16 protein-coding genes and 1 pseudogene are annotated in these 24,481 nt (G+C 62.4%); 11 read left to right on the top strand and 6 right to left on the bottom strand.

Annotation, left to right across the window (positions count from 1 at the left end; genetic code table 11):
- The first annotated feature begins 75 nt into the window (after positions 1–75).
- The gene (locus tag L6Q67_RS15955; protein ID WP_296571450.1) at positions 76–3,147 is read left to right on the top strand and encodes a multidrug efflux RND transporter permease subunit; all 3,072 of its coding nucleotides are present in this window, start codon (positions 76–78) and stop codon (positions 3,145–3,147) included.
- A gap of 79 nt (positions 3,148–3,226) precedes the next feature.
- Entirely contained in the window at positions 3,227–4,666 is a 1,440-nt protein-coding gene (locus tag L6Q67_RS15950) for an efflux transporter outer membrane subunit (RefSeq protein WP_296571447.1), read from the top strand.
- Between the two features lie 111 nt (positions 4,667–4,777).
- Here the strand turns inward: L6Q67_RS15950 and L6Q67_RS15945 are convergent, their stop codons facing one another.
- On the bottom strand, positions 4,778–5,551 hold the full coding sequence (locus tag L6Q67_RS15945; RefSeq protein WP_296571444.1) for a sulfite exporter TauE/SafE family protein: 774 nt from the start codon (positions 5,549–5,551) through the stop codon (positions 4,778–4,780).
- Positions 5,552–5,584: 33 nt separating this feature from the next.
- Positions 5,585–6,676, bottom strand: a complete 1,092-nt coding sequence (locus L6Q67_RS15940) for a tartrate dehydrogenase (protein WP_296571441.1) — start codon at positions 6,674–6,676, stop codon at positions 5,585–5,587.
- A 99-nt stretch (positions 6,677–6,775) separates the two neighbouring features.
- Here L6Q67_RS15940 and L6Q67_RS15935 point away from each other — a divergent pair, with 99 nt between their 5' ends.
- The 6 genes from L6Q67_RS15935 to L6Q67_RS15910 all read left to right on the top strand — a co-directional run bounded on the left by L6Q67_RS15935 (position 6,776) and on the right by L6Q67_RS15910 (position 16,516).
- On the top strand, positions 6,776–7,690 hold the full coding sequence (locus L6Q67_RS15935; RefSeq protein WP_296571439.1) for a LysR family transcriptional regulator: 915 nt from the start codon (positions 6,776–6,778) through the stop codon (positions 7,688–7,690).
- Positions 7,691–7,871: 181 nt separating this feature from the next.
- Positions 7,872–10,247 (top strand): class I SAM-dependent DNA methyltransferase, encoded by a 2,376-nt coding sequence (locus tag L6Q67_RS15930; protein WP_296571436.1) that lies wholly within the window; start codon positions 7,872–7,874, stop codon positions 10,245–10,247.
- On the top strand, positions 10,244–11,680 hold the full coding sequence (locus L6Q67_RS15925; RefSeq protein ID WP_296571433.1) for a hypothetical protein: 1,437 nt from the start codon (positions 10,244–10,246) through the stop codon (positions 11,678–11,680). The genes L6Q67_RS15930 and L6Q67_RS15925 overlap by 4 nt, the downstream gene beginning before the upstream one ends.
- Positions 11,681–11,683: 3 nt before the next feature.
- The gene (locus tag L6Q67_RS15920; protein WP_296571430.1) at positions 11,684–12,874 is read left to right on the top strand and encodes an AAA family ATPase; all 1,191 of its coding nucleotides are present in this window, start codon (positions 11,684–11,686) and stop codon (positions 12,872–12,874) included.
- Positions 12,871–13,470, top strand: coding sequence for a DUF4276 family protein (locus L6Q67_RS15915; protein WP_296571419.1), 600 nt, complete (start codon positions 12,871–12,873; stop codon positions 13,468–13,470). Before L6Q67_RS15920 ends, L6Q67_RS15915 begins: the two co-directional genes overlap by 4 nt.
- Positions 13,471–13,474: 4 nt before the next feature.
- Positions 13,475–16,516 carry a type I restriction endonuclease subunit R gene (locus tag L6Q67_RS15910; protein ID WP_296571416.1) on the top strand — a complete coding sequence of 1,014 codons (3,042 nt, stop codon included), beginning with the start codon at positions 13,475–13,477 and terminating at the stop codon, positions 16,514–16,516.
- Positions 16,517–16,619: 103 nt separating this feature from the next.
- On the opposite strand, the gene L6Q67_RS15905 is transcribed toward L6Q67_RS15910, so the two are convergent.
- From L6Q67_RS15905 to L6Q67_RS15890, 4 genes are all read right to left on the bottom strand, one after another.
- Positions 16,620–17,312 carry a DUF799 domain-containing protein gene (locus L6Q67_RS15905; RefSeq protein ID WP_296571413.1) on the bottom strand — a complete coding sequence of 231 codons (693 nt, stop codon included), beginning with the start codon at positions 17,310–17,312 and terminating at the stop codon, positions 16,620–16,622.
- A 21-nt stretch (positions 17,313–17,333) separates the two neighbouring features.
- Positions 17,334–17,693, bottom strand: a complete 360-nt coding sequence (locus L6Q67_RS15900) for a DUF4810 domain-containing protein (protein ID WP_296571409.1) — start codon at positions 17,691–17,693, stop codon at positions 17,334–17,336.
- A gap of 21 nt (positions 17,694–17,714) precedes the next feature.
- Positions 17,715–18,389 carry a CsgG/HfaB family protein gene (locus tag L6Q67_RS15895; protein ID WP_296571406.1) on the bottom strand — a complete coding sequence of 225 codons (675 nt, stop codon included), beginning with the start codon at positions 18,387–18,389 and terminating at the stop codon, positions 17,715–17,717.
- A gap of 94 nt (positions 18,390–18,483) precedes the next feature.
- Positions 18,484–19,521, bottom strand: coding sequence for a bile acid:sodium symporter family protein (locus L6Q67_RS15890; protein WP_296571404.1), 1,038 nt, complete (start codon positions 19,519–19,521; stop codon positions 18,484–18,486).
- Between the two features lie 107 nt (positions 19,522–19,628).
- Between L6Q67_RS15890 and L6Q67_RS15885 the strand changes: the two genes are divergently transcribed.
- The 3 genes and pseudogenes from L6Q67_RS15885 to L6Q67_RS15875 all read left to right on the top strand — a co-directional run bounded on the left by L6Q67_RS15885 (position 19,629) and on the right by L6Q67_RS15875 (position 24,418).
- Positions 19,629–20,402, top strand: a complete 774-nt coding sequence (locus tag L6Q67_RS15885; protein WP_296571401.1) for a helix-turn-helix transcriptional regulator — start codon at positions 19,629–19,631, stop codon at positions 20,400–20,402.
- 211 nt (positions 20,403–20,613) lie between these two features.
- Positions 20,614–20,855, top strand: a pseudogene (locus tag L6Q67_RS15880) (transposase family protein); the annotation flags it as partial.
- A gap of 194 nt (positions 20,856–21,049) precedes the next feature.
- Positions 21,050–24,418, top strand: a complete 3,369-nt coding sequence (locus L6Q67_RS15875; protein WP_296571398.1) for a response regulator — start codon at positions 21,050–21,052, stop codon at positions 24,416–24,418.
- Positions 24,419–24,481: the final 63 nt, after the last annotated feature.

Here is a 24,481-nt window from a genome sequence, read left to right as displayed (position 1 = left end):
CACATGGGTGACCGACAGGCCCTTGGCTAAAGTCCGCGGTCGAATAAATTCGACCCCACGGGGCGCGTGTCGGCGATGAACCTGTCGCGCCTGTTCATCTTCCGGCCGGTGGCCACCACGCTGCTGACCCTGGCCGTGGTGCTGGCGGGGGCGATTGCCTTCCGGCTGTTGCCGGTGTCGCCGCTGCCCCAGGTGGATTACCCCACCATCTCGGTGTCGGCCAACCTGCCCGGGGCGAGCCCCGAGGTGATGGCGGCGACGGTGGCCGGGCCGCTGGAGCGCATCCTCGGGCAGATCGCCGGGGTGACGGAGATGACCTCGTCCAGCTCCCTCGGCTCCACCCGGGTGACCCTGCAGTTCGACCTGTCCCGGGACATCGACGGTGCCGCCCGGGACGTGCAGGCGGCCATCAACGCAGCCCGGGGCCAGCTGCCCACCAGCCTCCCCAACAACCCCACCTACCGCAAGGTGAACCCCGCCGAGACGCCCATCATCATCCTGGCGCTCACCTCGGCCACCCTCAACCAGGGCCAGCTCTACGACGTCGCCTCCACCGTGCTGGCCCAGCGCCTGGCCCAGGTGGACGGGGTGGGGCAGGTGTCCATCGGCGGGGCGTCCCTGCCGGCGGTGCGGGTCGAGGTGGCCCCGGAGCGGCTGGCGGCCGTGGGGCTCAACCTGGACGACGTGCGCACCGCCATCGTCGCCAGCAACGTCAATCGCCCCAAGGGCGTGGTGGAGGGCGACAGCAACGCCTGGCAGGTGGGGGCCAACGACCAGGCCCGCACCGCTGCCGACTACCGCCCCCTGATAATCTCGTGGAAGAACGGCGCCGCGGTGCGCCTGGGCGACGTGGCCCGGGTGCGCGACGGGGTCGAGAACGACCGCAACTACGGCTACGCCAACGGCCGGCCGGCGGTGCTGCTGATGGTCAATCGCCAGCCCGGCGCCAACATCATCGAGACGGTGGACCGGGTCACGGCCCTGCTGCCCCTGCTGCGCGCCAACGCCTCCCCGGCGGTGGATGTGGACGTGGTCATGGACCGCACCCCCACCATCCGCGGCTCCCTGCGCGAGGTGGAGCGCACTCTGGTGATCTCGGTGGCCCTGGTGGTGATGGTGGTCTTCCTGTTCCTGCGCAACTGGCGCGCCACCCTCATCCCCAGCGTGGTGGTGCCGGTGTCCCTGGTGGGCACCTTCTCCATCATGTACCTGGCCGGCTTCAGCCTCGACAACCTGTCCCTGATGGCCCTCACCATCGCCACCGGCTTTGTGGTGGACGACGCCATCGTGGTGCTCGAGAACATCGCCCGGCATGTGGACGCGGGCATGCCGCCCCGTCAGGCTGCCCTGCGCGGAGCGCGGGAGATCGGCTTCACGGTGCTGTCCATGAGCCTGTCCCTGATCGCCGTGTTCATCCCCATCCTGGCCATGGGCGGCATCGTCGGGCGCTTGTTCCGGGAGTTTGCCGTGGTGCTGTCGGCGGCCATCCTGGTGTCCATGGTGGTGTCCCTCACCACCACGCCGATGATGTGCGCCCGCCTGCTGCGCCCGCGCCCGCCGGAAGCCGAGCGGGGGCGTGTGGACCGGGCCGTGGGGCGGGCCCTGGAAGCTCTGGCCGATGCCTACCGGCGCAGCCTGGGCTGGGCCCTGGACCACCGCTGGCTGGTGCTGCTGGTGCTGCTGGCCACGGTGGGGTTCAACGTGCACCTGTACCAGACCATCCCCAAGGGCTTCTTTCCCCAGCAGGACACGGGCCGCCTGCGGGGCTTCGTCGAGGCCGACCAGGCCATCTCCTTCCAGGCCATGAAGGACAAGATGGACCAGTTTCTGACCATCGTCGGGGCCGACCCGGCGGTGGATACGGTGACCGGCTTCACGGGCGGGTCCCAGCGCAATTATGGTTCCCTGTTCGTCACCCTCAAGCCCATCGACGAACGCAAGGAGCCTGCCGAGGCGGTGATCGGCCGCCTGCGCAAGAAGCTCGCCAAGGTGCCCGGCGCCAGCCTCTACCTCAGCTCCACCCAGGACATCCGCATCGGCGGGCGCTCGGGCAATTCGAGCTTCCAGTTCACCCTGCAGTCCGACAGCCTGGAGGAGCTGCGGGTCTGGGAGCCGCGCATCCGCAACGCCCTGAGCCGGCTCGACGCCATCACCGACGTGAGCAGCGACCAGCAGGACCGGGGCCCCCAGACCACCGTGGTGTTCGACCGGGACGCCCTTTCGCGCCACGGCATAACGATGCGCGCCGCCACCACCGCGCTCAACAACGCCTACGGCCAGCGCCAGGTGTCCACCATCTACAACCCCCTCAACCAGTACCGGGTGGTGCTGGAGGCGGCCCCCGACTTCCTCCAGGGGCCCGAGTCCCTGGCCCGGCTCCACCTGGTGGCGGCGGACGGTGCCCGGGTGCCCCTGGCCTCGGTGGCCCGCTTCGAGTCCACCCTGGCCCCCCTGTCGGTGAGCCACCAGGGCGGCTCGGCGGCTTCCACCATCAGCTTTGCCCTGCCCGAGGGGCGCGCCCTCAGCGAAGCCACTGTGGCCATCAACCAGGCCCTGGCCGACATCGGCGTGCCGGTGAGCATCCGTACCAGCTTCGAAGGCTCGGCGGGGGCCTTCCAGAAATCCATGAGCTCCCAGCCCTGGCTCATTCTGGCGGCCATCCTCACCATCTACATCGTGCTCGGCATGCTCTACGAGAGCCTCATCCACCCCATCACCATCCTGTCCACCCTGCCCTCGGCCGGGGTGGGGGCGCTGCTGGCGCTGATGGCCCGGGACACCGAGTTCAGCCTGATCGCCATGATCGGCGTGATCCTGCTCATCGGCATCGTCAAGAAGAACGCCATCATGATGATCGACGTGGCCATCGAGCGCATGCGCCACCTGGGCGAAAACGCCCGCGACGCCATCCACCACGCCGGCCTGCTGCGCTTCCGGCCCATTCTCATGACCACCCTGGCGGCCCTGTTCGGGGCGATCCCCCTGGCCATCGGCAGCGGCGACGGCGCCGAACTGCGCCAGCCCCTGGGCATCGCCATCGTCGGCGGCCTGATCCTCAGCCAGATCCTCACCCTCTACACCACGCCGGTCGTGTTCGTCATGCTCGACCGTCTGCGCCGCAAGCGGAGCCTGCCTGCCCATGAATGACCGGAGAAACCTTGTCCCCGTGGGGGCGGCTTGTAGGGGCGACTTCAGTCGCCCATCGTGCGTTGATCAGCGTAAGGCTGTGGATCAGCGTCCGCGGGCGACTGAAGTCGCCCCTACCGCCGTAAAGGCGCTGTTTGCGGTGCTCTGCACCCTGAGCCTCGCCGCCTGCTCCCTCGGCCCCGACCATGTCCGCCCCACGCTGGAAGTCCCTGCGGCCTTCAAGGAGGCCGGCGACTGGAAGCCTGCCGAGCCGGCCGACCGGCTTGACCCCGGGGCCTGGTGGCGGCTTTTCAATGACCCGGTGCTCGATGCGCTGCAGGCCCGGGTCGAGGTGAGCAACCAGAACCTGCGCATCGCCGAGGCCCAGTACCGCCAGGCCGTGGCCCTGGCCGATTCGGCACGGGCGTCGTGGCTGCCGGCGGTCAATGCCACCGCGGGCGCCACCCGCTCGGCCACCTCGGCCGCCACCGACTCGGCGGGGAGCGCGCCGCCGCGCAACAGCTTCAGCCTGGGCGCCACCGCCAGCTGGGAGCTGGACGTGTGGGGGCGCATCGCCCGTACCGTGGAGGCCGCCGACGCGCGGGTGGTGGCCAGCGAGGCCGATCTGGCCGCTGCCCGCCTGTCCATCCAGGCCACCCTGGCCCAGACCTATTTCCAGCTGCGCGCCGCCGAGCGCCAGCAGGCCCTGCTGGAAGACGCTGCCGCCGCCTACGCGCGCTCGCTGGCGCTGACCCGCAACCGCTACAAGGCCGGCGTGGCCAGCAAGGCCGACGTGGTCCAGGCCGAGAGCCAGCTGCGCAGCGCCCGCGCCTCGGCCCTGGACAGCCGCCTGTCACGCAGCCAGTTCGAGCACGCCCTGGCGGTGCTCACCGGGCAGGCCCCGGCCGGCTTCAGCCTGCCATCGGGTGGGGCGCTGCCGGTGGTGCAGGGCCCCCGCACCCTGCCGTCAGCGCTGCTCGAGCGGCGCCCCGACATTGCCGCCGCCGAGCGCCGGGTGGCGGCCGCCAACGCGGCCATCGGCGCCGCCCAGGCGGCCCGCTTTCCGGTGCTGGGCCTGTCGGCCTCGGCGGGCTTCCGCCGCTCCCAGATCGAGGATCTGCTCACCGTGCCCAGCCGCTATTGGTCCCTGGGGCCCACCCTGGCTGCTTCGATCTTTGATGCGGGTGCCCGCAAGGCGGCGGTCACCCAGGCCCAGGCCAGCTGGGAGCAGGCCGTGGCCACCTACCGCCAGACCGTGCTGACCGCCTTCCAGGAGGTCGAAGACAACCTGGCCGCCGACCGCCTGCTGGCCGAAGCCGCCGTCGAGCAGGCCGCCGCCGTGGCCGCCGCCGCCGAGGCCGAGGCCATTGCCCTCAACCAGTACAAGGCCGGCACCGTGAGCTTCATCAACGTGCTCACCGCCCAGGCCACCCACCTGGCCGCCCAGCGCAGCGCCAACGACCTCGCCGCCCGGCGCCTGGTGGCGGCGGTGCAGCTGGCCAGAAACGCCGGCGGAAGCTGGCGGGGGAATGACCGGTAGCCAACTCGTGGGGTCGAATTTATTCGACCACGGACTCTACTTAAAGGCAGGCCGGCGAGTGAGCGTAAGGAGGTCGAATGAATTCGACCCCACGGATGTCTTGAGCCGCGCTTACAGGATCAGTGGCCTGAGCAGCATCCACAGGGCGGTGAGCAGGATCATCCAGGCGAAGGCCAGGCGCATGGTGCGTTCGGGCAGGCGGTGGGCGACCGAGACCCCCGCCGATACCGTGAGCAGGCCGCCGATGGCCATGGGCAGGCCGATGGACCAGTCCACCTGGTGGGCGTGGCTGTAGGTGAAGAGCGCCACCGCCGAGCAGGGGGTGACCAGCACCAGGGACAGGCTCTGGGCCACGGTCTGGCGCTGGCCGAAGAGCTGGGTGAAGAAGGGCGTGGCGAGCAGCCCGCCGCCTACCCCGAGCAGCCCCATGCACGCACCGCCGGGGATGCCCACCAGGGGCAGCCAGCGGCGGTGGATGAGGGCCTTGGCGCCGGCCTCGTCGGCCTTGCGCTTGCCCGCCGCCAGCATGCGCAGGGCCACGGCGATGAGGAACACGCTGAACACCGCGCGCAGCACCGACGAATCCAGCCCGGTGGCCACATGGGCCACGCCGTAGGTGGTGGCCGAGGCCAGCAGGGCCAGGGGCAGGGCCGTGCGCAGGGCCACCGGATGGCGGCGGGTGTAGCGCCACCAGCCGACCATCAGGATGGGCACCATCATGGCCAGGGATGTGCCCTGGGCCAGGGCCTGCTCCATGCCGAAGGCCAGGGCCAGGAAGGGGATGGCGATGATGCCGCCGCCGATGCCGAAGAGCCCACCGAAGAAGCCCAGGGCCGCGCCCAGCGTGAGGACGGAGAGAAGCTCGGTGATCGCGAGGGCGTGCATGGGCGGTTTATCTATCCGGAGGGGCGGTAGGTGTCAGTGCGCGGGCAGGGCTGCCAGGGCTGCGGCGACGGCCTGGCCTGCTTCGACGGTGCTGGCGCTGCCGCCCATGTCCGGCGTGCGCGGGCCGTTTACCAGCACCTGCTCGATGGCTTGCATGATGGCGTCGTGGGCGGCCTTGTAGCGGGCGTCACCGTTGCCGAGGAAGTCCAGCATCATGGCCCCCGACCAGATCATGGCGATGGGGTTGGCGATGCCCTGGCCGTAGATGTCCGGGGCCGAGCCATGCACCGGCTCGAACAGGGACGGGAAGTTGCGCTCGGGGTTGAGGTTGGCCGACGGGGCGATGCCGATGGTGCCGGTGCAGGCCGGCCCCAGGTCCGAGAGGATGTCGCCGAACAGGTTGGAGGCCACCACCACGTCGAAGCGTTCGGGGCTGAGCACGAAGCGCGCGGTGAGAATGTCGATGTGGTACTTGTCCCAGCGCACCTCGGGGTGGTCGCCGGCCATGTGCTCCACCCGCTCGTCCCAGTAGGGCATGCTGATGGCGATGCCATTGGACTTGGTGGCCGAGGTGAGGTGCTTTTTGGGGCGCGACCGGGCCAGGTCGAAGGCAAACTTGAGAATGCGGTCCACGCCCTTGCGGGTGAAGATCGACTCCTGGATCACCGTCTCCCGCTCGGTGCCTTCAAACAGGCGGCCGCCCACCGACGAGTATTCCCCCTCGGTGTTTTCCCGCACCACGTAAAAGTCGATGTCGCCCACCTTGCGGTTGGCCAGGAGGCAGGGCACGCCCGGCATCAGGCGTACCGGGCGCAGGTTCACGTACTGGTCGAAGTCGCGCCGGAACTTGATCAGCGAGCCCCACAGGGAGATGTGGTCGGGCACCGTGGTCGGCCAGCCGGCGGCGCCGAAGTAGATGGCGTCAAAGCCCTTGAGCTGGGCAAACCAGTCGTCCGGCATCATCTTGCCGTGGGCCAGGTAGTAGTCGCAGTGGGCCCAGTCGAAGGTGACGAACTCCAGTTCGAGGCCAAACCTGTCCATGGCCACCTCGAGCACGCGCAGGCCCTCGGGCATGACCTCCCGGCCGATGCCGTCGCCGGCGATGACTGCGATGCGGTGTTTCATGGAGGGCTCCTTGCCACGGACGAAGTTGAGGAGCCCCTAGCTTAAAGATCACGGTAATAAATACAATTCGTTGAAATGTGAATCCCGTGGACACGAATCGTGAACATAACCCCCGAGCTGGATGACCTTCGCCTCTTCTGCGTGGTGGCCCGCCACCGCAGCTTTGCCGAAACTGCCCGGGAGCTGGGGGTTTCCAAGGCGGTGGTGAGCAAGCGCATCGCCCTGCTCGAGGCCGCCGTGCACGAGCGCCTGTTTCACCGCAGCACCCGCAACGTCTCCCTCACCGCCCAGGGCGAGATCGTGCACCAGTGGGCCCAGCGCATCCTCGAGGACGTGGACCTGATGGGCGAGGCCATCTCCCGCGAGAAGGCCGCCCCCAGCGGGCTTCTGCGCATCTGCAGCAGCACCGGCTTTGGCCGCAGCCGCCTGGCCCCGGCCCTGTCGGCCCTGGCCTGGCGCCACCCGCAGCTGGAGATCCAGGTGGAGCTCTTCGACCGGCTGGTGGATCTGGTGGAGGAGGGCTTCCAGCTTGACATCCGCCTCGGGCATGTCCGGGAGGGCAACGTCATCAAGCGCCGCATCGCCCGCAACCGGCGGGTGCTGTGCGCTTCCCCCGCCTACCTGGCGCGCTGCGGCACGCCTCGCACGCTGGATGATCTGAAGGGGCATCACTGCATCCCCATCCGCGAGCGCGACCAGGATTTCGGACGCTGGGAGCTGGAAGGGCCGGAGGGGCGCGTCGCCATCAAGGTGAGCGGGCCGCTGTCGGCCAACAACGGCGAGATCGTCCGCCAGTGGGCCATCGACGGTCACGGCATCATCCTGCGCTCCACCTGGGACGTCTCCCGCGAGATCGAAGCGGGCCTGCTCGTGCCCGTCCTCCCCGCCTATTACCAGCAGGCCGACGTGTGGGCGGTGTACCCCTCCCGCCTGTCGGTGTCCGCCAAGGTCAAGGTGTGCGTGGAGTTTCTGGAGGACTGGTTCGAGCGGACGGGGATGAACGAGGGGGCTTGAGCCGTGGAAGAGCCGAGGGGCGCTACCACGAATTGAGGCCAAACCGCTGCTTGTCGCGGGTCGGCGCGCCAGGCGTTTTCCCTTTGGCCACACGTTGCGGATACCTGTTTGCTGAAAGACAATGCCCGGCCTGCCTGAAAGCAGGGAGAACGATGCATTGCCGACAACAGGAAATTTCTTCATGGATCAAGCACAACTCAACTGGCTGACCAATTTCATCTGGAACATCGCCGACGACGTGCTCCGCGACGTCTATGTGCGCGGAAAATACCGTGACGTCATTCTTCCCATGACCGTATTGCGCCGCCTCGATGCCGTGCTGGAGCCAAGCAAGCAGGCCGTGCTGGAGATGAAGGCCGCATTGGACAAGGAAGGCATCACCAATCAGGACGACGCGTTGCGCGCTGCCTCCGGCCAGGCGTTCTACAATACCTCGCCCTTTCTGCTGCGCGATCTCAAAGCCCGCGCCACCCAGCAAAAACTCAAGGACGACTTCGAGGCCTACCTCGATGGCTTCTCGCCCAATGTGCAGGACATCCTGACCAACTTCGAGTTTCGCCACCAGATCCCGCGCCTGTCCAAAGCCGACGCCCTCGGCATGCTGATCGAGAAATTCCTCGACAAGGACATCAACATCAGCCCCTTCCCGATGGGTGACCTGCCCGGCCTCGACAACCACTCCATGGGCACGATGTTCGAAGAGCTCGTGCGCCGCTTCAACGAAGAAAACAACGAAGAGGCCGGCGAGCACTGGACGCCGCGCGACGCCGTGCGCCTGATGGCCAACCTGATGTTCCTGCCGGTGGCCGACAAGATCGAGTCCGGCACCTACCTGCTTTACGACTGCGCCTGTGGGACCGGAGGCATGCTCACCGTGGCCGAAGAAACCCTCCAGCAGATCGCCAGGGCCCACGGCAAGCAGGTCGCTACGCATCTGTATGGCCAGGAAATCAACGGCGAAACCTACGCCATCTGCAAGGCCGACCTCCTGCTCAAGGGCGACGGCGACGCGGCCGACAACATCGTCGGCGGCCCGGAACACAGCACGCTGGCCAACGACGCCTTCCGCTCCCGCGAGTTCGATTTCATGCTCGCCAATCCGCCTTACGGCAAAAGCTGGAAGAGCGACCTGGAACGCATGGGCGGCAAGAAAGACCTGAAAGACCCGCGCTTCGTCATCGACCACGCCGGCGATGCCGAATACTCGCTCGTCACGCGCTCCAGCGACGGCCAGATGCTCTTTCTGGCCAACATGCTGAGCAAGATGAAGCACGACACGCCCCTCGGCAGCCGCATCGCCGAGGTGCATAACGGCTCGTCGCTGTTCACCGGCGATGCCGGCCAGGGCGAAAGCAACATCCGCCGCTGGATCATCGAAAGCGACTGGCTGGAAGCCATCGTCGCCCTGCCGCTGAACCTGTTCTACAACACCGGCATCGCCACCTACGTCTGGGTGCTGACCAACCGTAAACCCGCGCACCGCCAGGGCCAGGTCCAGCTCATCGACGCCACGCAATGGTTCAAGCCGCTGCGCAAGAACATGGGCAAAAAGAACTGCGAACTCGCCGCCGATGACATCGAGCGCATCTGCGACACCTTCCTCGCCTTCAAGGAAACCCCGCAGTCGAAAATTTTCCCCAACGCCGCTTTCGGTTACTGGAAAGTCAAGGTCGAGCGGCCGCTACGCCTGCACAGCCAGCTTACCCGCCCGCGTATCGAAACCCTGCGCTACGCCTCGGGCGACGAAGACATCCGCGCCGCGCTCTTTGATCAACTCGGCGACGCACTGTTCGACAAGCCCGCCAGCGTCCGCCAGCAACTGGAACAACTCGTCAACGACTACGGCAAGGCCGACAGCGAAGCGGACGACGACGAAAACGGCGAGGCCCCGGCCAGAAAGGCCCTCCCCGAAGCCAAAAAGAAAAAGCTCCTCAACGAGGCCACCTGGAAGCGCGATGCCCAGCTTATCGAAACCGCTACCCGGCTCCGTGAAGCCCTTGGCGACGGCTTGATGGAAGACCACAACCTCTTCCTTCAACGCGTTGACGCCACGCTCAAGCAACTCGGCCTCAAGCCGAGCGCCGCCGACCTCAAGCTGATCATCAACGCCGTCAGCTGGCGGGTCGAAGACGCACCGGCGGTAATCAAAAAAATCCACAAACCCGGCAAAGCCCGGCCCGCCCCCCTGCACGGCCTGTTCGAAGCAACCATCGACGGCAAGACCTGCGTCGTCGAATACGAACCCGACAGCGAACTGCGCGACTACGAGCAAATCCCGCTGCAGGAGGCCGGCGGCATCGAAGCCTTCATCCGCCGCGAAGTGCTCCCCTACACACCCGATGCCTGGATCGTCGAGGCCGACACCAAAATCGGCTACGAAATCAGCTTCACCCGCCACTTCTACCAGCCGCCGCAGCTGCGCAGCCTGGCTGAGATCAGCGCCGACATTCTGGCGCTGGAGCAAGAAACCGAAGGGCTGCTCAGTGAGATCGCTGGAGGAGGGTTTAGCGACGCCGACAGTACGACGCGCCTGGAAGAACGGGAGCTTGAGCCATGATCGAGGGGCTCAAGCCGTATGCGGAATATAAGGAGTCGGGTGAGCGTTGGCTCGGTCAGTTGCCATCTTCGTGGGAGTTGCGACGGGCCAAGTTTCTCTTCCGCGAGGTCGATGAGCGATCCAGGACAGGCAAAGAGGAACTTCTGTCTGTGTCACACAAGACCGGCGTTACACCTCGCAGTCAGAAGAACGTCACCATGTTCATGGCTGAGTCGAATGTGGGGCACAAGATCTGTCGTCCGCAGGACTTGGTGATCAACACACTTTGGGCTTGGATGGCGGCCTTGGGCGTCTCCAGACACACGGGCATTGTTAGTCCGGCATATGGCGTTTACCGGCTCATCAACACCGAGACGTTTCTGCCACGATTCGCGGATCAGCTACTCCGAACGCCACTTTATGCGGACGAGTACCAGCGCCGCTCCACAGGGGTAAACAGTTCCCGTCTCAGACTCTATCCAGAGGCCTTCTTTCGGATAGCAGTAGTGCTCCCGCCACCCGATGAGCAGGCGGCCATCGTGCGCTTTCTGGACCACGCGAACTGGAAGATCGACGGATTCATCCGCGCCAAGCGCAAGCTGATCGGGCTGCTGAACGAGCAGAAGCAGGCCATCATCCACCGCGCCGTCACCCGCGGCCTCGACCCCAACGTTTCTCTCAAACCGTCCGGTATTCCTTGGCTTGGCGAGATTCCGAGGCATTGGGAGACACGAAAACTCAAACAATGTATCACTCGTATAGAGCAAGGTTGGTCGCCGCAATGTGATGGCCAACCCGCGGCATCCAATGAATGGGGCGTGCTCAAGGTTGGGTGCGTAAACAAAGATAAATTTAACGGAGATCAAAACAAGAAGTTGCCGGCCACATTCTTGCCGGATTTCAGCTTAGAGATTCGCGACGGCGATATTCTGATGAGCCGGGCCAATACCCGAGAACTGCTCGGTCTCGCTGCGTTGGCGGAGAATCCTCGGCGCAAGCTGATTCTCTGCGACAAACTGTTCCGATTCAGGCCACTAACACTGTGCTTCATTCCTAAGTTCCTTGTTCTCGCGTTGCGTGGGCAACCTAGCCGTGCCCAGATTGAGAGCAGCACCAACGGCGCAAGCAGCTCCATGCAGAATATTGGTCAAGGCGTAGTAAAGGGACTCTGGGTTTCAATGCCACCATTAGATGAGCAAGCCGTAATTTTGGCGGCGCTTACTGAGGCGACAGACCCCCTCAACACCGCCATCGCCCGCACCGAGCGCGAAATCGCGCTGATGCAGGAATACCGCACGCGCCTGACCGCCGACATCGTGACCGGCAAGCTCGACGTGCGCGAAGCGGCTGGCAAGCTGCCCGACTTGCCTATCGGCCCCGCCGCCGATGCCTTCACCGACGAGGCGCCGGGCGACTCTGATATGCTGGATGAAATTGAAGCCGAGGAATCCTGAGCCATGCCGACCAAGACCGATGCGATCCTGATCCGCCATCTAGCGCCGAAGAACTTCCTGTCTTTCGGGCCTGACAGTACGGGCATTGAACTTCAGTCCCTGAACCTTTTCATCGGCCCGAATGGCAGCGGCAAGTCCAACCTCATCGAGGCCATCAGCCTCATGCGTGCCGCACCCAAGGAGTTCCGTGATGTGACGCGGAAGGGCGGCGGTGTTTCCGAGTGGATATGGAAAGGCGGGCCGAAAGCGCCAGCGTCAATTGATTGGGTGGTGAGTTATCCCAAAGGGCAGAAGCCCCTGCGCCATGCCATGGCCTTCCACCCTGTGTCGCAAGCGTTCTCGTTGGATGACGAAACCGTGGAAGAAACGGAGCCCCGGTCGGCCAAGGAGAAGGATGTGCTCTTCTACTACCGCTACAAAAAAGGGAATCCGGTGGTGAATACGAAGCAAGGAGGAAAGCGTGGCCTTGCCAAGGACACCATTGAACCCGACCGTTCGATACTCGCCCAGCGGCGCGACCCTGAAACCTATCCAGAGCTGGCATGGCTGGCACAGAACTACGAGAAGATACGCATCTATCGCGAATGGGCCTTCGGACGCAATGCCGTGTTTCGTGAGCCGCAGAAGGCTGACATGCGGAATGACGTTCTGGAGGAGGACTTCTCCAATCTCGGTCTCTTCCTCAACCGCTTGAAAACCCGCTCACCCGTCGCGAACAAGGCCATCCTCGCCGGATTGAAAGATCTCTACGACGGGATCACGGACTTTAATGTGTTTATTGAGGGCAGTACGGTGCAGGTCTTCTTTACTGAAGGGGACTTTCCGATACCGGCGACGCGCCTTTCAGATGGCACACTGCGCTATCTGTGCCTGCTGGCCATTCTCTGCGATCCCGATCCGCCGCCACTGATCTGCATTGAGGAGCCCGAGCTGGGCCTGCACCCCGACATTCTTCCTAAAGTGGCCGATTTATTGCGTGTTGCATCAACCCGGACACAACTCATTGTGACGACTCACTCGGACATCCTCGTTGATGCCATGACCGAGACGCCGGAGTGCGTGGTTGTTTGCGCCAAATCGGAAGGGCAAACCACGATGCAAAGACTGGTTCCAGAAGATCTGCAGCAATGGCTGGCGAAATATCGGCTTGGTCAGCTTTGGACAAAAGGGCAGATAGGAGGAACCCGCTGGTGAGTGCACATCTTTATATTGAGGGCGGAGAGTCCAAAGAAGATCAAATTCGCTGCCGCGAGGGATTTCGCAAACTGATCGGGAAATTAGGCTTCGCAGCAGGCAAGAAGATGCCCCGGCTCACCGCGTGCGGCGGCCGTAACTCAGCGCTTGATGACTTCAAAACGGCCCACAGTCATAGCAAAAAAGGCGATTACATCGCCATGCTGATCGACAGCGAAGACCCCGTGGCCGATGGCGAAAAGACGTGGGAGCATCTCAAGGCACGGGACAACTGGCATAGGCCTGCCGGCGCGGACGATGAGCAGGTTCTTCTGATGACGACGTGTATGGAAACCTGGATCGTTGCCGACCGTACCGCGTTGAAAGCGCATTACGGCCACAAGCTCCAGGAGAATGCCTTGCCGCCACTGATCGATCTGGAGAAACGAAACCGTAAGGAGGTTCACGACAAACTTACCCAAGCGACGCGTGATTGCTCCAACGCCTATGCCAAGGGCAAGCGTTCTTTTGAGGTCGTCGGGACGCTTACCCCAGCTGCACTCAGTTCATTAGCTGCCTTTGCAAGGCTGGAGCGCATCCTCAAGGCCAAGCTCTAACCCCATGAAAACCGACACCAGCGAAAAAGGCCTCGAAACGCTGATCATGCGGCACCTGACCGGTGTCGATGGTCTGGCTTCCATCGCAACGCCCGGCCTTGCCGAGCCTGCGCCTGCTTACGGTGGCACGGGCTGGTTTGCCGGAGATTCAGCCGCTTATGACCGCGAGTTTGCGGTCGATACCGCGCAGCTGTTCGTCTTTTTGGGCACCACTCAGCCCGACGAGTTCGCCAGGCTGGGTATCGACGACGCCCACGACAGCACAGACATGGCGCGGCAGAAATTCCTCGCCCGGCTGCAAGGCGAGATCACCCGGCGCGGGGTGATCGACGTGCTGCGCAAGGGCATCAAACATGGTCCGCTGAGCTTCGACCTGTTCTACGGCACGCCCTCGGCGATAAACGCCAAGGCAGTGGCGCGCCATGCCAGCAACCGTTTCAGCATCACCCGCCAGCTTCATTACAGCCGCGACCAAGGCAAGCGCTCGCTGGATTTGTGCGCCTTCATCAACGGCCTGCCGGTGATTACCTTCGAGCTGAAAAACAGCCTGACCAAGCAGACGGTGGACGACGCGGTGGAGCAATACAAACGCGACCGCGATCCGCGCGAAACCTTGTTCGCCTTTGGCCGGTGCATGGTGCATTTTGCGGTGGACGACAGCGAGGTGCGGATGTGCACCGCCCTCAAGGGCAGCAAGGGGACGGCCAAGGATTCGTGGTTTTTGCCCTTCAACCAGGGCTGGAACGATGGCGCGGGCAACCCACCGAACCCGGACGGACTGAAGACGGATTACCTGTGGAAGCGCATCCTCACGCCGGCACGGCTGACCGAAATTCTTGAGAACTACGCGCAGATCGTCGAGGAGGTGAACCCGAAGACGGGCCAGAAGAAGCAGGTGCAGATTTTTCCCCGTTACCATCAGCTCGACGTAGTGCGGCAAACGCTCGCCGATGTGCTCGAACACGGCGCCGGCAAGCGGTATCTGCTCCAGCACTCGGCGGGCAGCGGCAAGTCGAATTCGATCGCCTGGCTGGCGCACCAGTTGATCGGCCTCACCAAGGACGGGGCGGAGGTGTTCGACTCGATCATCGTCATCACCGACCGCCGGATTCTCGACCAGCAGATTCGCGAGACGATCAAGGGCTTTGCCCAGGTCGGCAGCATCATTGGCGCGGTGAAGGAAGGTGCCGGCAGTTCGAAGACCGAGCAGTTGACGAAGTTTCTCAAGGACGGCAAGAAGCTGATCATTTCCACCGTGCAGACCTTTCCCTTCGTGCTTGATCGCATCGGAGAGGCGCATCGCGGTGGGCGGTTTGCGATCATCATCGACGAGGCGCACTCCAGCCAGGGCGGCCGCGCCACGGCGGCGATGAGCATGGCGCTCGCCGAGGGCGGCGCGGAACAAGAGGACGAAACCACCGAGGACAGGATCAACCGCATCATCGAGTCACGCAAACTGCTGCCCAACGCCAGTTACTTTGCCTTCACCGCGACACCGAAGAGCAAGACGCTGGAGATTTTTGGCGTGCCGTATGAGGCCGGTGGCGAGGTGAAGCACCGGCCCTTCCACGGTTACACGATGAAGCAGGCGATTCAGGAGGGCTTCATCCTCGATGTGCTCAAACACTACACACCGGTAGCGAGTTACTACCGGCTGGCCAAGACGGTGGCCGGCGACCCTGAATACGACGTGAAAAAGGCCCGCAAGAAACTGCGCGTTTATGTCGAGAGCCACAGCAAGGCGATCCGCGACAAGGCCGAAATCATGATCGATCACTTTCTTGAACAGGTGATCGGCCAGCGCAAGATCGGCGGTCAGGCGCGGGCGATGGTGGTGACGGGCAGCATTCAGCGGGCGATCGAGTATTTCTTCGCGTTTCGCGCTTACCTCGCAGAGCTGAAGAGCCCGTATCAGGCGATCGTCGCCTTTTCGGGCGAGCCGGAATACAAGGGCGAGAAAGTCAGCGAGGCCAGGTTGAACGGTTTTCCGGGCAACGACATTATCGACCGGATTCAGGAAGACCCGTATCGCTTTTTGATCTGCGCCGACAAGTTCCAGACCGGCTACGACGAACCGCTTTTGCACACGATGTATGTGGACAAGGCGCTGTCGGGTATCAAGGCAGTGCAGACACTCTCGCGCTTGAACCGGGCCCACCCGAAAAAGAGCGACGTGTTTGTGCTCGATTTTCAGAACGATACCGAGACCATCGAAAAATCATTTGCCGACTACTACCGCACGACAATCCTGAGCAGCGAGACCGACCCGGACAAGCTGCATACACTCAAGGGCGAACTGGACCAGCATCAGGTCTATACGCCCGAGCAGATTGACGCCTTGGTCACCTTGTTTCTGGAGGGCGCGCCACGGGAGAAGCTCGATCCGATCCTCGATGCGTGCGTGGCCGTCTATGTGCACGACCTCGACGAAGACCAGCAGGTGGATTTCAAGGGCAAGGCGAAGTCCTTCACCCGCAGCTACGACTTTCTCGCGACGATCCTGCCCTATGGCGTGCAGGATTGGGAGAAGCTTTCGATCTTCCTGAACTTCCTGATCGACAAACTGCCCGCGCCGGTGGAAGAAGACCTGGCGAAAGGCATTCTCGATGCGATCGACATGGACAGCTACCGCGCCGAGAAGCAGGCGATGATCGCCATCGCGCTACCGGATGCGGATGCCGAGATCGAACCGGCGCCGACCGGTGGCGGCGGGCGCAAACCGGAACCGGAACTGGACAAGCTGTCGAACATCGTGAAGCAGTTCAACGACCAGTTCGGTGGGCTGTTTCTGGACTCGAAGTCGGTGGAAAAGCGGATTACCGAAATCATCCCGCCCAAGGTTGCCGCTGATCCAGCCTATCAAAATGCGATGAAGAATACGCCGAGCACGGCCCGCATTGAGCACGACAAGGCGCTCAAGCGGGTCATCACGGCGATGTTCAGGGACGACGCGCAGTTGTTCAAACAATTCCAGGACAACGATTCTTTCAGGGGTTGGCTGACAGCGACGGTGTTTGAGATGACCCGGGCGGAAAGTGGACTGTGAGCCGGGGCGCTCCCGGCCGGTCAGTCGACGCAACTTTCTGAGCGGGCAGGGTTTGTCTTGATTGAGTGGACAGCCCCCGCCTGGGCCTTTTCGGTGCGTTCACTCAGGGCTGGGTGTTGCCGTCCGTCTTGTACTTTGGCGAACGCGGACCATAGAGAATGCCGTTGGGCATGCCCGCGGCGAGCAGCCTATAGCTGGCAACCCCGGCAATGGGGTGGGAACGGTTGGTCGAGCTTTCCACGATCTGGCTGACGACTGCTTGCACCAGCAAGCCGACCAGGCCTCCGCCGGAATTGCGGCCTTCCGCACTCGACGCCGTGGCGGAGCCCTTCCAAAGCACCTGTTCGGTACGCAGATCCACCAGAGTGGCGTCGGCGGTGACGCGGCTCTCGCTGGAGAGCACGACGTAGGTTGTGCCGTAATGCTTGATGCTGATGTAGAGCGCGGCGTCGGCACCAAAGATCTCACGCAGCTTCTGCAGCTTGACCTCGTTCATCTCGGCCGGGTTGACCAGGCCGTTCTGGCGGAAGGTCTCGTCCACCAGGCTCACCGGAAACACGTAGTAGCCCGCTTCGGCCAGCGGCAGGGTGACCTGGGACAGCATGCTGTAGGTGGCCGCCACGTCGGGTGAGTTGTTGAGGGGCGGGATCACCAGGATCGAGGCCGGGCGGCTCTGCTTGAAGGCCGTGTAGTCGTGGGGCTGCCTGTTGACGGCGCAGCCCGTGACCGTGGCTGCGAGCACGGCGGCGCTGACGGCCGCTCGCGCAAAGCGCAGCTTGAATAGCTTGAGTTGCATCTCTGGACCTTGAAAAAAGGGTTACCGGAATTTCCGCAGCAGGAAGTCGATGTAGGTTGCGCTTTCGGGGTATTGATTCTTCTCGGCCTCGAAGTACTTGCGCATCTGGTCGGGGCGCTCGCTTTGCCCGTGCAGGATGCCCAGATGGGCCAGATAGCCGGGCGGAACGGGTTTGCCCTTGGCGCGCGCGGCTTCGAGCCCCGCTTCAAGGCCGGCGATCTGCTCCTGGGGGGATTTGTCCTTGGTGAAGTGGCCGTAAACGTGGGGTTGATAGTCGCCCCAGTGGTACAGCGGCTGGGGTCGGGTGACGCAGCCTGTGAGGAGCAGGCCGCCGATGAGGGCGGCGTGGGCCGGCAGTCGGGCAAAACGGTGGGCTGGCATGGCGGGTGTGTCCTTGAAACCTTACTGGCCGGGTTTCCAGGCGCCCGACTCAATGCCGCTCACCAGGTTGTTGATGGCTTCACGCATGGCCAGATCAAGCACCTTGCCGTTGAGCGTGGAGTCATAACCCGAGGTGCCACCAAAGCCGATGATCTCCCGGCTGTCGAGGCTGTATTCGCCGGCCCCCTGACTCGAGAACACGACTTCGGAGGTCTGGACATTGACGACGTTGAGAGCCACCTTGGCATACGCCACCTGTGATTTGCCACGCCCCAGCAGGCCAAACAGCTGCTTGTCACCGGTTTCCTTGCGACCGAACTCGGTGAGGTCACCGGTGATCACGTAGCTCGCGCCCTTGATGTTCTGGGTGGCCTTGGAGTAACCCGCTTCCTGCTTGATCTCGTCCATGTTTGCCCGATCCAGGACGTTGAAGCGGCCGGTCTGCTGGAGGTGCGTGATCAGGATGGTCTTGGCCTGGCTGCCGAGACGGTCGACGCCATCGGTGAAGATGCCGCGCATGAAGTTGGAGCGGTTGTCGAACTTGCCCACGGAAATGGGGCTGCGTGTGCCGTTGTAGGGCGTGCCGGCCGAGGCCACCTTGGCAACTTCGAGGGTGCGCGACTGCTCGGTTGCACAACCGGCCATCAGGATTACGCTGCTAAGGGCGATACAAGTGGTGGTGAGTTTCTTGAACATGGGCTTATTGATCTTGGCTTATGCAGATAGGTTGAGCCCGCGATTGTATTGCCTCCGGTCAGTGCTCATGCAAGAAGAATTTTTGTGGTGTTAGTCAGAGGCCCGTTCCGGGCCCCGGCTTCACCGCCTTTCGCCCGGCGTAGCGGTTTGCCAGCAGCGCGCACACGAACAGCTGGATCTGGTGATAGAACATGATGGGCAGCATGATCAGCCCGATGGCCGGGCTGGCGCCGAACAGCAGCTTGGCCATGGGCACGCCCGAGGCCAGGGTCTTCTTGGAGCCGCAGAACACCGCGGTGATCTCGTCCTCGGTGCTGAAGCCCAGCCGGCGCGCCAGCCAGGTGGACAGGGCCAGCACCAGCACCAGCAGCAGGCCGGCCCCCACGGCCGCCTGCAGCAGCGTGCCCACGCCGTTGTCGCGCCACAGGCCGCCGGCCACCGAATCGCAGAAGGCCGAATACACCAGCAGCAGGATCACCCAGCGGTCGAGCAGGGTGGTGAGGCGCTTGTGGCGGTGGTGCCAGGCGTGGAGCAGGGGCCGCGCCAGCTGGCCCAGCACCAAGGGCAGGAGCAGCAGCTGGGCAATGCCGATTACCGTGTCCATGAAGGGCAGGCTCTGCCCATCCACCCGGGCCAGCAGGCCCACCAGCAGCGGCGTGATGACAATGCCCAGCACGCTGGACAGGGTGGCGTTGAAGATGGCCGCCGGCACATTGCCCCGGGCAAGGCCGGTGAGCGCCACCGACGACGAGATGGTGGAGGGCAGGGCGCACAGGTAGCAGAAGCCCAGGGCCAGATCGGCGGGCAGCCAGCGCCCCACCAGCGCATCGGCGGCCAGCCAGGTGAGGGGGAAGACCGCAAAGGTCATGGCCTGCACCACCAGGTGCACCCGCCAGCTCAGTACCCCCTGGCGCAGGCTGGCAAACGACAGGCCCAGCCCGTGCAGAAAGAACACGATGGCGATCCCGATCTTGGTGACGAGCTCGGCGTGCAGCAGGCCGCCGCTGCGCCCCACATCGGGCTGCAGGGTGGCCAGCCCCACCGCCGCCAGCATGCCCACGAGAAACCACTCCTTGTGCAGCCAGCCAAGGCCGCGCCGAAAGGCGGAAGGGGAGGGCGATGTGTGGGCCATGATGAATTTCGGGCTGTGGGCGATAGCGGCAACTTTAGGGGCTGCCGCCTTGTCCATCTATCGACAGATCGCCACCTTATACCGCCAAACAGACAAAGCAGACCATGATGCAGCCCAATCAACGCCCCGTGCCGGCCATGACCCACCTGCCGCGCCCCGTCTTCAGCCGGCACGAAGCCCTGGCGCCCGGGTCCTGGACCGAGGAGCACACCCACCCCTGGTGCCAGTTCTCCTACGCCAGCAGCGGCGTGTTGGGGGTGCGCACCGCCGCGGGCGATTACGTGGCGCCGCCCCACTTTGCGGTGTGGATCCCCCCCGGCGTGCTCCATCAGGTGGTCAACCGCGGCCGCGCCGAGATGCGCAGCCTCTACGTGGCCCCCGAAGTGGCCGGCGACCTGCCCGGCGAATGCTGCGTGATGGAGATGAGCCCCCTGGCCGGCGAGCTGGTCCAGCGGATCAGCGGACTGCCCGTGGAGTACGACCCGCAAGGCCCCGCCGGCCGCCTGGTGGCCGTTCTGCTGGACGAACTGGCCGTCCTGCGCCGGGGCGGCTTCCGCCTCCCCCTGCCCAAGGACCGCCGCCTCGTGGCCATCTGCAACGCCCTCCAGGAAAACCCCGCCGACCCCCGCAACCTGGGCGACTGGGCCCACCACGTCGGCGCATCCGACCGCACCCTGGCCCGCCTCTTCGTCAAGGAGACCGGGCTCGGCTTTGGCCTGTGGCGGCAACGCCTGCGCCTCGTCCTGTCCCTCGACGCCCTGCAGGCCGGCGTGGGCGTCACCGAGGTCGCCATGGCCCATGGCTACGAATCACCCTCGGCCTTCATCGCCGCATTTCGGGGGCTGTTTGGCGTGACGCCCGGGGGGCTGCGCGGAGGGTGAGCCTTGTTTATTGGCTTTTATCGCAATCTCAATAAATTATCGTTTTGGAGATGATTTCGGATAATTGCCATGGTCGTGTTTCCCCGTCAGGGCTCTCGCAGCTACTCACCTGACATCGCCGCAGCAGAAATAGCGTTCACCGTCGGCCACTTGCCGTGACACTGTCCACAGTCCTCCGTTTTGTGCAGTTTCCTGCCTTGTTGGGCGGACGATGGAAACGGGCGAGCTGATGGACATGGTCGAGGTTTTCGAGGGACTTGAGGACTGGCGTAACGCTCGGCAAACGCGCCACCGCCTGAGCGAGATACTGACCGTTGCGGTCTGCGCGGTCCTCAGCGGCGCGGACGACTTCCAGGACATCAGCCAGTGGGCGCGCATCAAACTGCCGTCGCTGCGTCGCCTTCTGAGCCTGGACTACGTATCGCCTCGCCCGACACCTTCGAGCGCGTCTTTGTTGCGCTGTAAATGTTCAGCCGTCGTATTAATGGCTGCTAAACATTTCAACCAGTCTGCACAGCTTGTGCTGGGTTACTAGAGAAAATGGTCGGTGTAGCATTGCAAGGGCAGACAGGACTCCATTGCTGCCTCAATCTGACATATGATTGATCTGCCAGCAGCGACGATAAGATTCGCCTTGTGACTTCTACATGACCAAACAACAATTTCTGCCGGGCCTGATGCGGCACTCTCAGAGTCACAATTCACCACGAATCAAGCCGAAAGTGGTGGTTTGGCTTGGGGTTGTTTCTGTTGCCTGTGTCATGGTGATAACTTTCATCGTTGCTGCAATACAGTTTGAGCGGGTTCAAGAGCGCGTCGGACAAAACTTGTTGCTCACGACAAGGGCGATATCTCGTACAGTCAATCAGGAGCTCGGGAACGTGATGCGTTTCACGCTCGGGCTTGGTGGGGCTCTTGGCCGTGACCTCGAAGAAAAAAACTTCCGCCGCGCCCATGAAATGGCGTTGCAAGCACAGACGGCTTCCGGCCTTGTACATCACATTGCCCTCAGCGATGAATCCGGACAGCAGTTGTTCAATACCCTCGTTGATTTCGGTACAGCGTTACCGGTTACCAAGAACCTGAGTCGCCTCAACGAAGTCTTCAGAATCGGGGAGCCTCGAATATCCAATCTTAGTATCGGCACCATCTCTGGCCGTTACGAGATTTTTATCGATACACCGATAAAGCGTGACGGCAAGGTCATTTATGTCCTGACCAGCGTGCTTAGCGTCGATCAATTGCGCGATATTCTCAGTAATCAGCGCCTGCCGGTAGATTGGGTAGCCAACGTCTTCGATGCCAATGCCTCAATCATTGCACGGACACGCGAACACGATAAGTTTGTTGGCAAAAAGGTGTCTGATCGGCTGCAGTCACAAATCCATCACTCGGACTTGGGCGTGTTTGAAAACATCAATCTCGACGGCCAGACCACGATCTCTGCCTACGATCGCGACCCGAGTACCGGTTTTGGAGTCAATATGGGCATTCCAAAGCCTTTGGTGATGAAGGAGGCACTCGGCTATTTACCCGCGCCGGCCGTCGCAATATTGGTCGCAGTTTTGGGTTTGATGTCCGCCTGGTACTTTTCCCTCCGCCTGCGACAGCGCGGAGAAAGCGAGAGCCAGCTTCGGCAACTCGTCGCCAACGCACCCGTCGCACTGGCTATGTTCGACCGGGAGGGCCAATACATGGCTGCAAGCCGGCGCTGGATGGATGAATTGTCCGCTATGGATATGGAGCCTAGTGATCCAGAATTAACAATGGGGGCACTCTCGGAGATACCTGAATGGTGGAAAACAGCACTTGCTCTTGCGCTTGAGGGGAGGGGAAGTAGTTCGGAAGAAGACTCGATTGGTGACAACTGCTGGTTAAGATGGGAAATGCTACCTTGGTACCGGCCAGATGAAAGAATCGGTGGCGCCGTCCTCTTTGCCGAGGATATCTCTGAACGAAAGAAGCAGGCGATAGCTTTTGAAAAAGCGAACCAGCGTCTTCACGACAACGACCTCGCCTTGGATGCAGTCGGAATCGGCGTTGCCTGGGTGGACGAGCAAACCGGTCGATTTATCTATTCCAATAGCACCATGCAGAAACGCTTGGGTTATTCGGCAGAGGAGATCACCGATCTCCATACATGGGATGTCAATCCGTTTTACACGAAGGAGATGCTGCGCAGTGATACTGAAGCTATTGACGATCATGGCTTCGTTTCGCGTGAAACCTTTCACCGTAGCAGTGATGGTCGCGTTATTCCAGTCGAGGTCTTCGTTTATCGACAGCCCGCAGTGGAGGGTGTTCCGGCGCGGCGTATTGCCTTTTCAACCGATATTACTGAGAAGAAGCTTCAGGCCGACGAACTAAGCAAGTACCGTGAGCATCTGGAGCAATTGGTTGAAGAACGCACTTCAGCCTTGACCGAAGCAAAACGGCAGGCGGAAGCAGCAAACGTGGCAAAGAGCGCCTTTCTTGCCAACATGAGTCACGAAATCCGGACACCGTTGAATGCCATAACAGGCCTTAGTCACCTGCTACGTCGAGGCAATCCTACTCCGCAGCAAATCGACCGATTGACCAAGATCGACGCAGCAGGGAAACACCTCCTTGCACTCATCAATGACATCCTCGACCTCTCGAAAATCGAGGCAGGGAAGATGTCATTGGAGGAGCAGAATTTCACGCTTGATCAAGTGCTCGACCATATTGCATCGCTAATTAACGCATCAGCCCAATCAAAAGGGCTTACAGTCTCTATTGATCCAGACCATGTACCGCAATGGTTGCGCGGTGACTTGTTACGCTTACGGCAAGGCCTTCTCAACTTTGCTGGCAATGCCATCAAGTTCACCGAGAAGGGCGGGATCACCTTGAGTGCTGAGCTTTTGGAAGAACATGGTGAACGCTTCAAGGTACGTTTTTCGGTTAAGGATACGGGCATTGGTATGTCCTTGGACGTGAAAGCCAAGCTGTTCCACGAATTCGAGCAAGCTGACAACAGCACGTCACGAAAGTACGGCGGCACAGGCCTTGGACTCGCCATCACGAAACGTTTAGCGAATTTGATGGAAGGTGAAGTCGGTTGCGAGAGCATCGAAGGCCAAGGGAGTTGCTTTTGGTTTACGGCGTGGCTTCAACGTGGCCACGGGACGATGCCGACTAAGGAGAGACCTCCGGCTTCTGCTGAAGAAGACTTGCAAGCCCTACACCAAGGCGCGCGGTTACTGCTCGCCGAAGACAACCAGGTCAATGTCGAGGTCGCACTCGAACTGCTCAATGGCGTGGGCTTATGGGTCGATGTTGCGGAAAATGGCAGGGTTGCTATCGAGAAGGCCAAGAGTGGAAATTATGATTTGATCCTGATGGATATGCAGATGCCCGAAATGGGCGGCGTGGAGGCAACGCGCGCCATTCGTGCTTTGCCCGAGTGGGCATCAAAGCCAATCCTTGCTATGACGGCTAATGCCTTCGAGGAGGATCGCGCTGAATGTTTGGCTGCCGGCATGAATGACTTCATTGCCAAGCCCATCAACCCCGACTCGTTGTATGCAACACTCTTGAACTGGCTTCGCCGACGCGATGCAACAGGGGTTGCATCGATTTCACATCCAGAACCTGTTTCACCTTCGCCGACGATGAACGAGGTTACCTTGACTCGCTTGGCTGCAACACGAGGCGTAGATTTGAAGCGTGGTCTTTCAATGTTGCGTAATCGAGAGGAAAAGTACCTGAACCTACTGCAGACTCAAATCGGCAGGAATGCCGAGTCCGTAAAGTCGCTCAGGAATTTTATAGCGCACAGGGATTGGAAAAACGCTCTTCTGATTTTGCATGCCGTAAAAGGCACCGCTGGCAATCTTGGCTTGATGGCGATATACGAAATCGCCAAGCAGCTGGATGATTTGCTACGGTTGTCTAACATAGACATTGGGTGTGCGACATCATTGCTTTCCGATTTCGCTGTTGCCAATGATGAACTTGCTGACGTCTTTCAAGGCAAGCCAGAGGTGCGGTAATGCGTTCATGCTCGACCAGCCGTGATGGTTAGTAATGTGAATTGAATGTATCCAGCACTTTGC

This window comes from Zoogloea sp., assembly GCF_023150065.1.
Classification (GTDB): Bacteria; Pseudomonadota; Gammaproteobacteria; order Burkholderiales; family Rhodocyclaceae; genus Zoogloea.
Note: the sequence above shows the minus strand (reverse complement) of the source record. Positions and strands in the feature narration are given on the sequence as shown.

Bases quoted from the DNA above. Each gene is read 5' to 3' on its own strand.
- L6Q67_RS15955 (WP_296571450.1), top strand. From the start codon at position 76: ATGAACCTGTCGCGCCTGTTCATCTTCCGGCCGGTGGCCACCACGCTG.
- L6Q67_RS15945 (WP_296571444.1), bottom strand. From the start codon at position 5,551: ATGCACGCCCTCGCGATCACCGAGCTTCTCTCCGTCCTCACGCTGGGC.
- L6Q67_RS15940 (WP_296571441.1), bottom strand. From the start codon at position 6,676: ATGAAACACCGCATCGCAGTCATCGCCGGCGACGGCATCGGCCGGGAG.
- L6Q67_RS15930 (WP_296571436.1), top strand. From the start codon at position 7,872: ATGGATCAAGCACAACTCAACTGGCTGACCAATTTCATCTGGAACATC.
- L6Q67_RS15925 (WP_296571433.1), top strand. From the start codon at position 10,244: ATGATCGAGGGGCTCAAGCCGTATGCGGAATATAAGGAGTCGGGTGAG.
- L6Q67_RS15920 (WP_296571430.1), top strand. From the start codon at position 11,684: ATGCCGACCAAGACCGATGCGATCCTGATCCGCCATCTAGCGCCGAAG.
- L6Q67_RS15910 (WP_296571416.1), top strand. From the start codon at position 13,475: ATGAAAACCGACACCAGCGAAAAAGGCCTCGAAACGCTGATCATGCGG.
- L6Q67_RS15905 (WP_296571413.1), bottom strand. From the start codon at position 17,312: ATGCAACTCAAGCTATTCAAGCTGCGCTTTGCGCGAGCGGCCGTCAGC.
- L6Q67_RS15900 (WP_296571409.1), bottom strand. From the start codon at position 17,693: ATGCCAGCCCACCGTTTTGCCCGACTGCCGGCCCACGCCGCCCTCATC.
- L6Q67_RS15895 (WP_296571406.1), bottom strand. From the start codon at position 18,389: ATGTTCAAGAAACTCACCACCACTTGTATCGCCCTTAGCAGCGTAATC.
- L6Q67_RS15890 (WP_296571404.1), bottom strand. From the start codon at position 19,521: ATGGCCCACACATCGCCCTCCCCTTCCGCCTTTCGGCGCGGCCTTGGC.
- L6Q67_RS15885 (WP_296571401.1), top strand. From the start codon at position 19,629: ATGCAGCCCAATCAACGCCCCGTGCCGGCCATGACCCACCTGCCGCGC.
- L6Q67_RS15875 (WP_296571398.1), top strand. From the start codon at position 21,050: ATGACCAAACAACAATTTCTGCCGGGCCTGATGCGGCACTCTCAGAGT.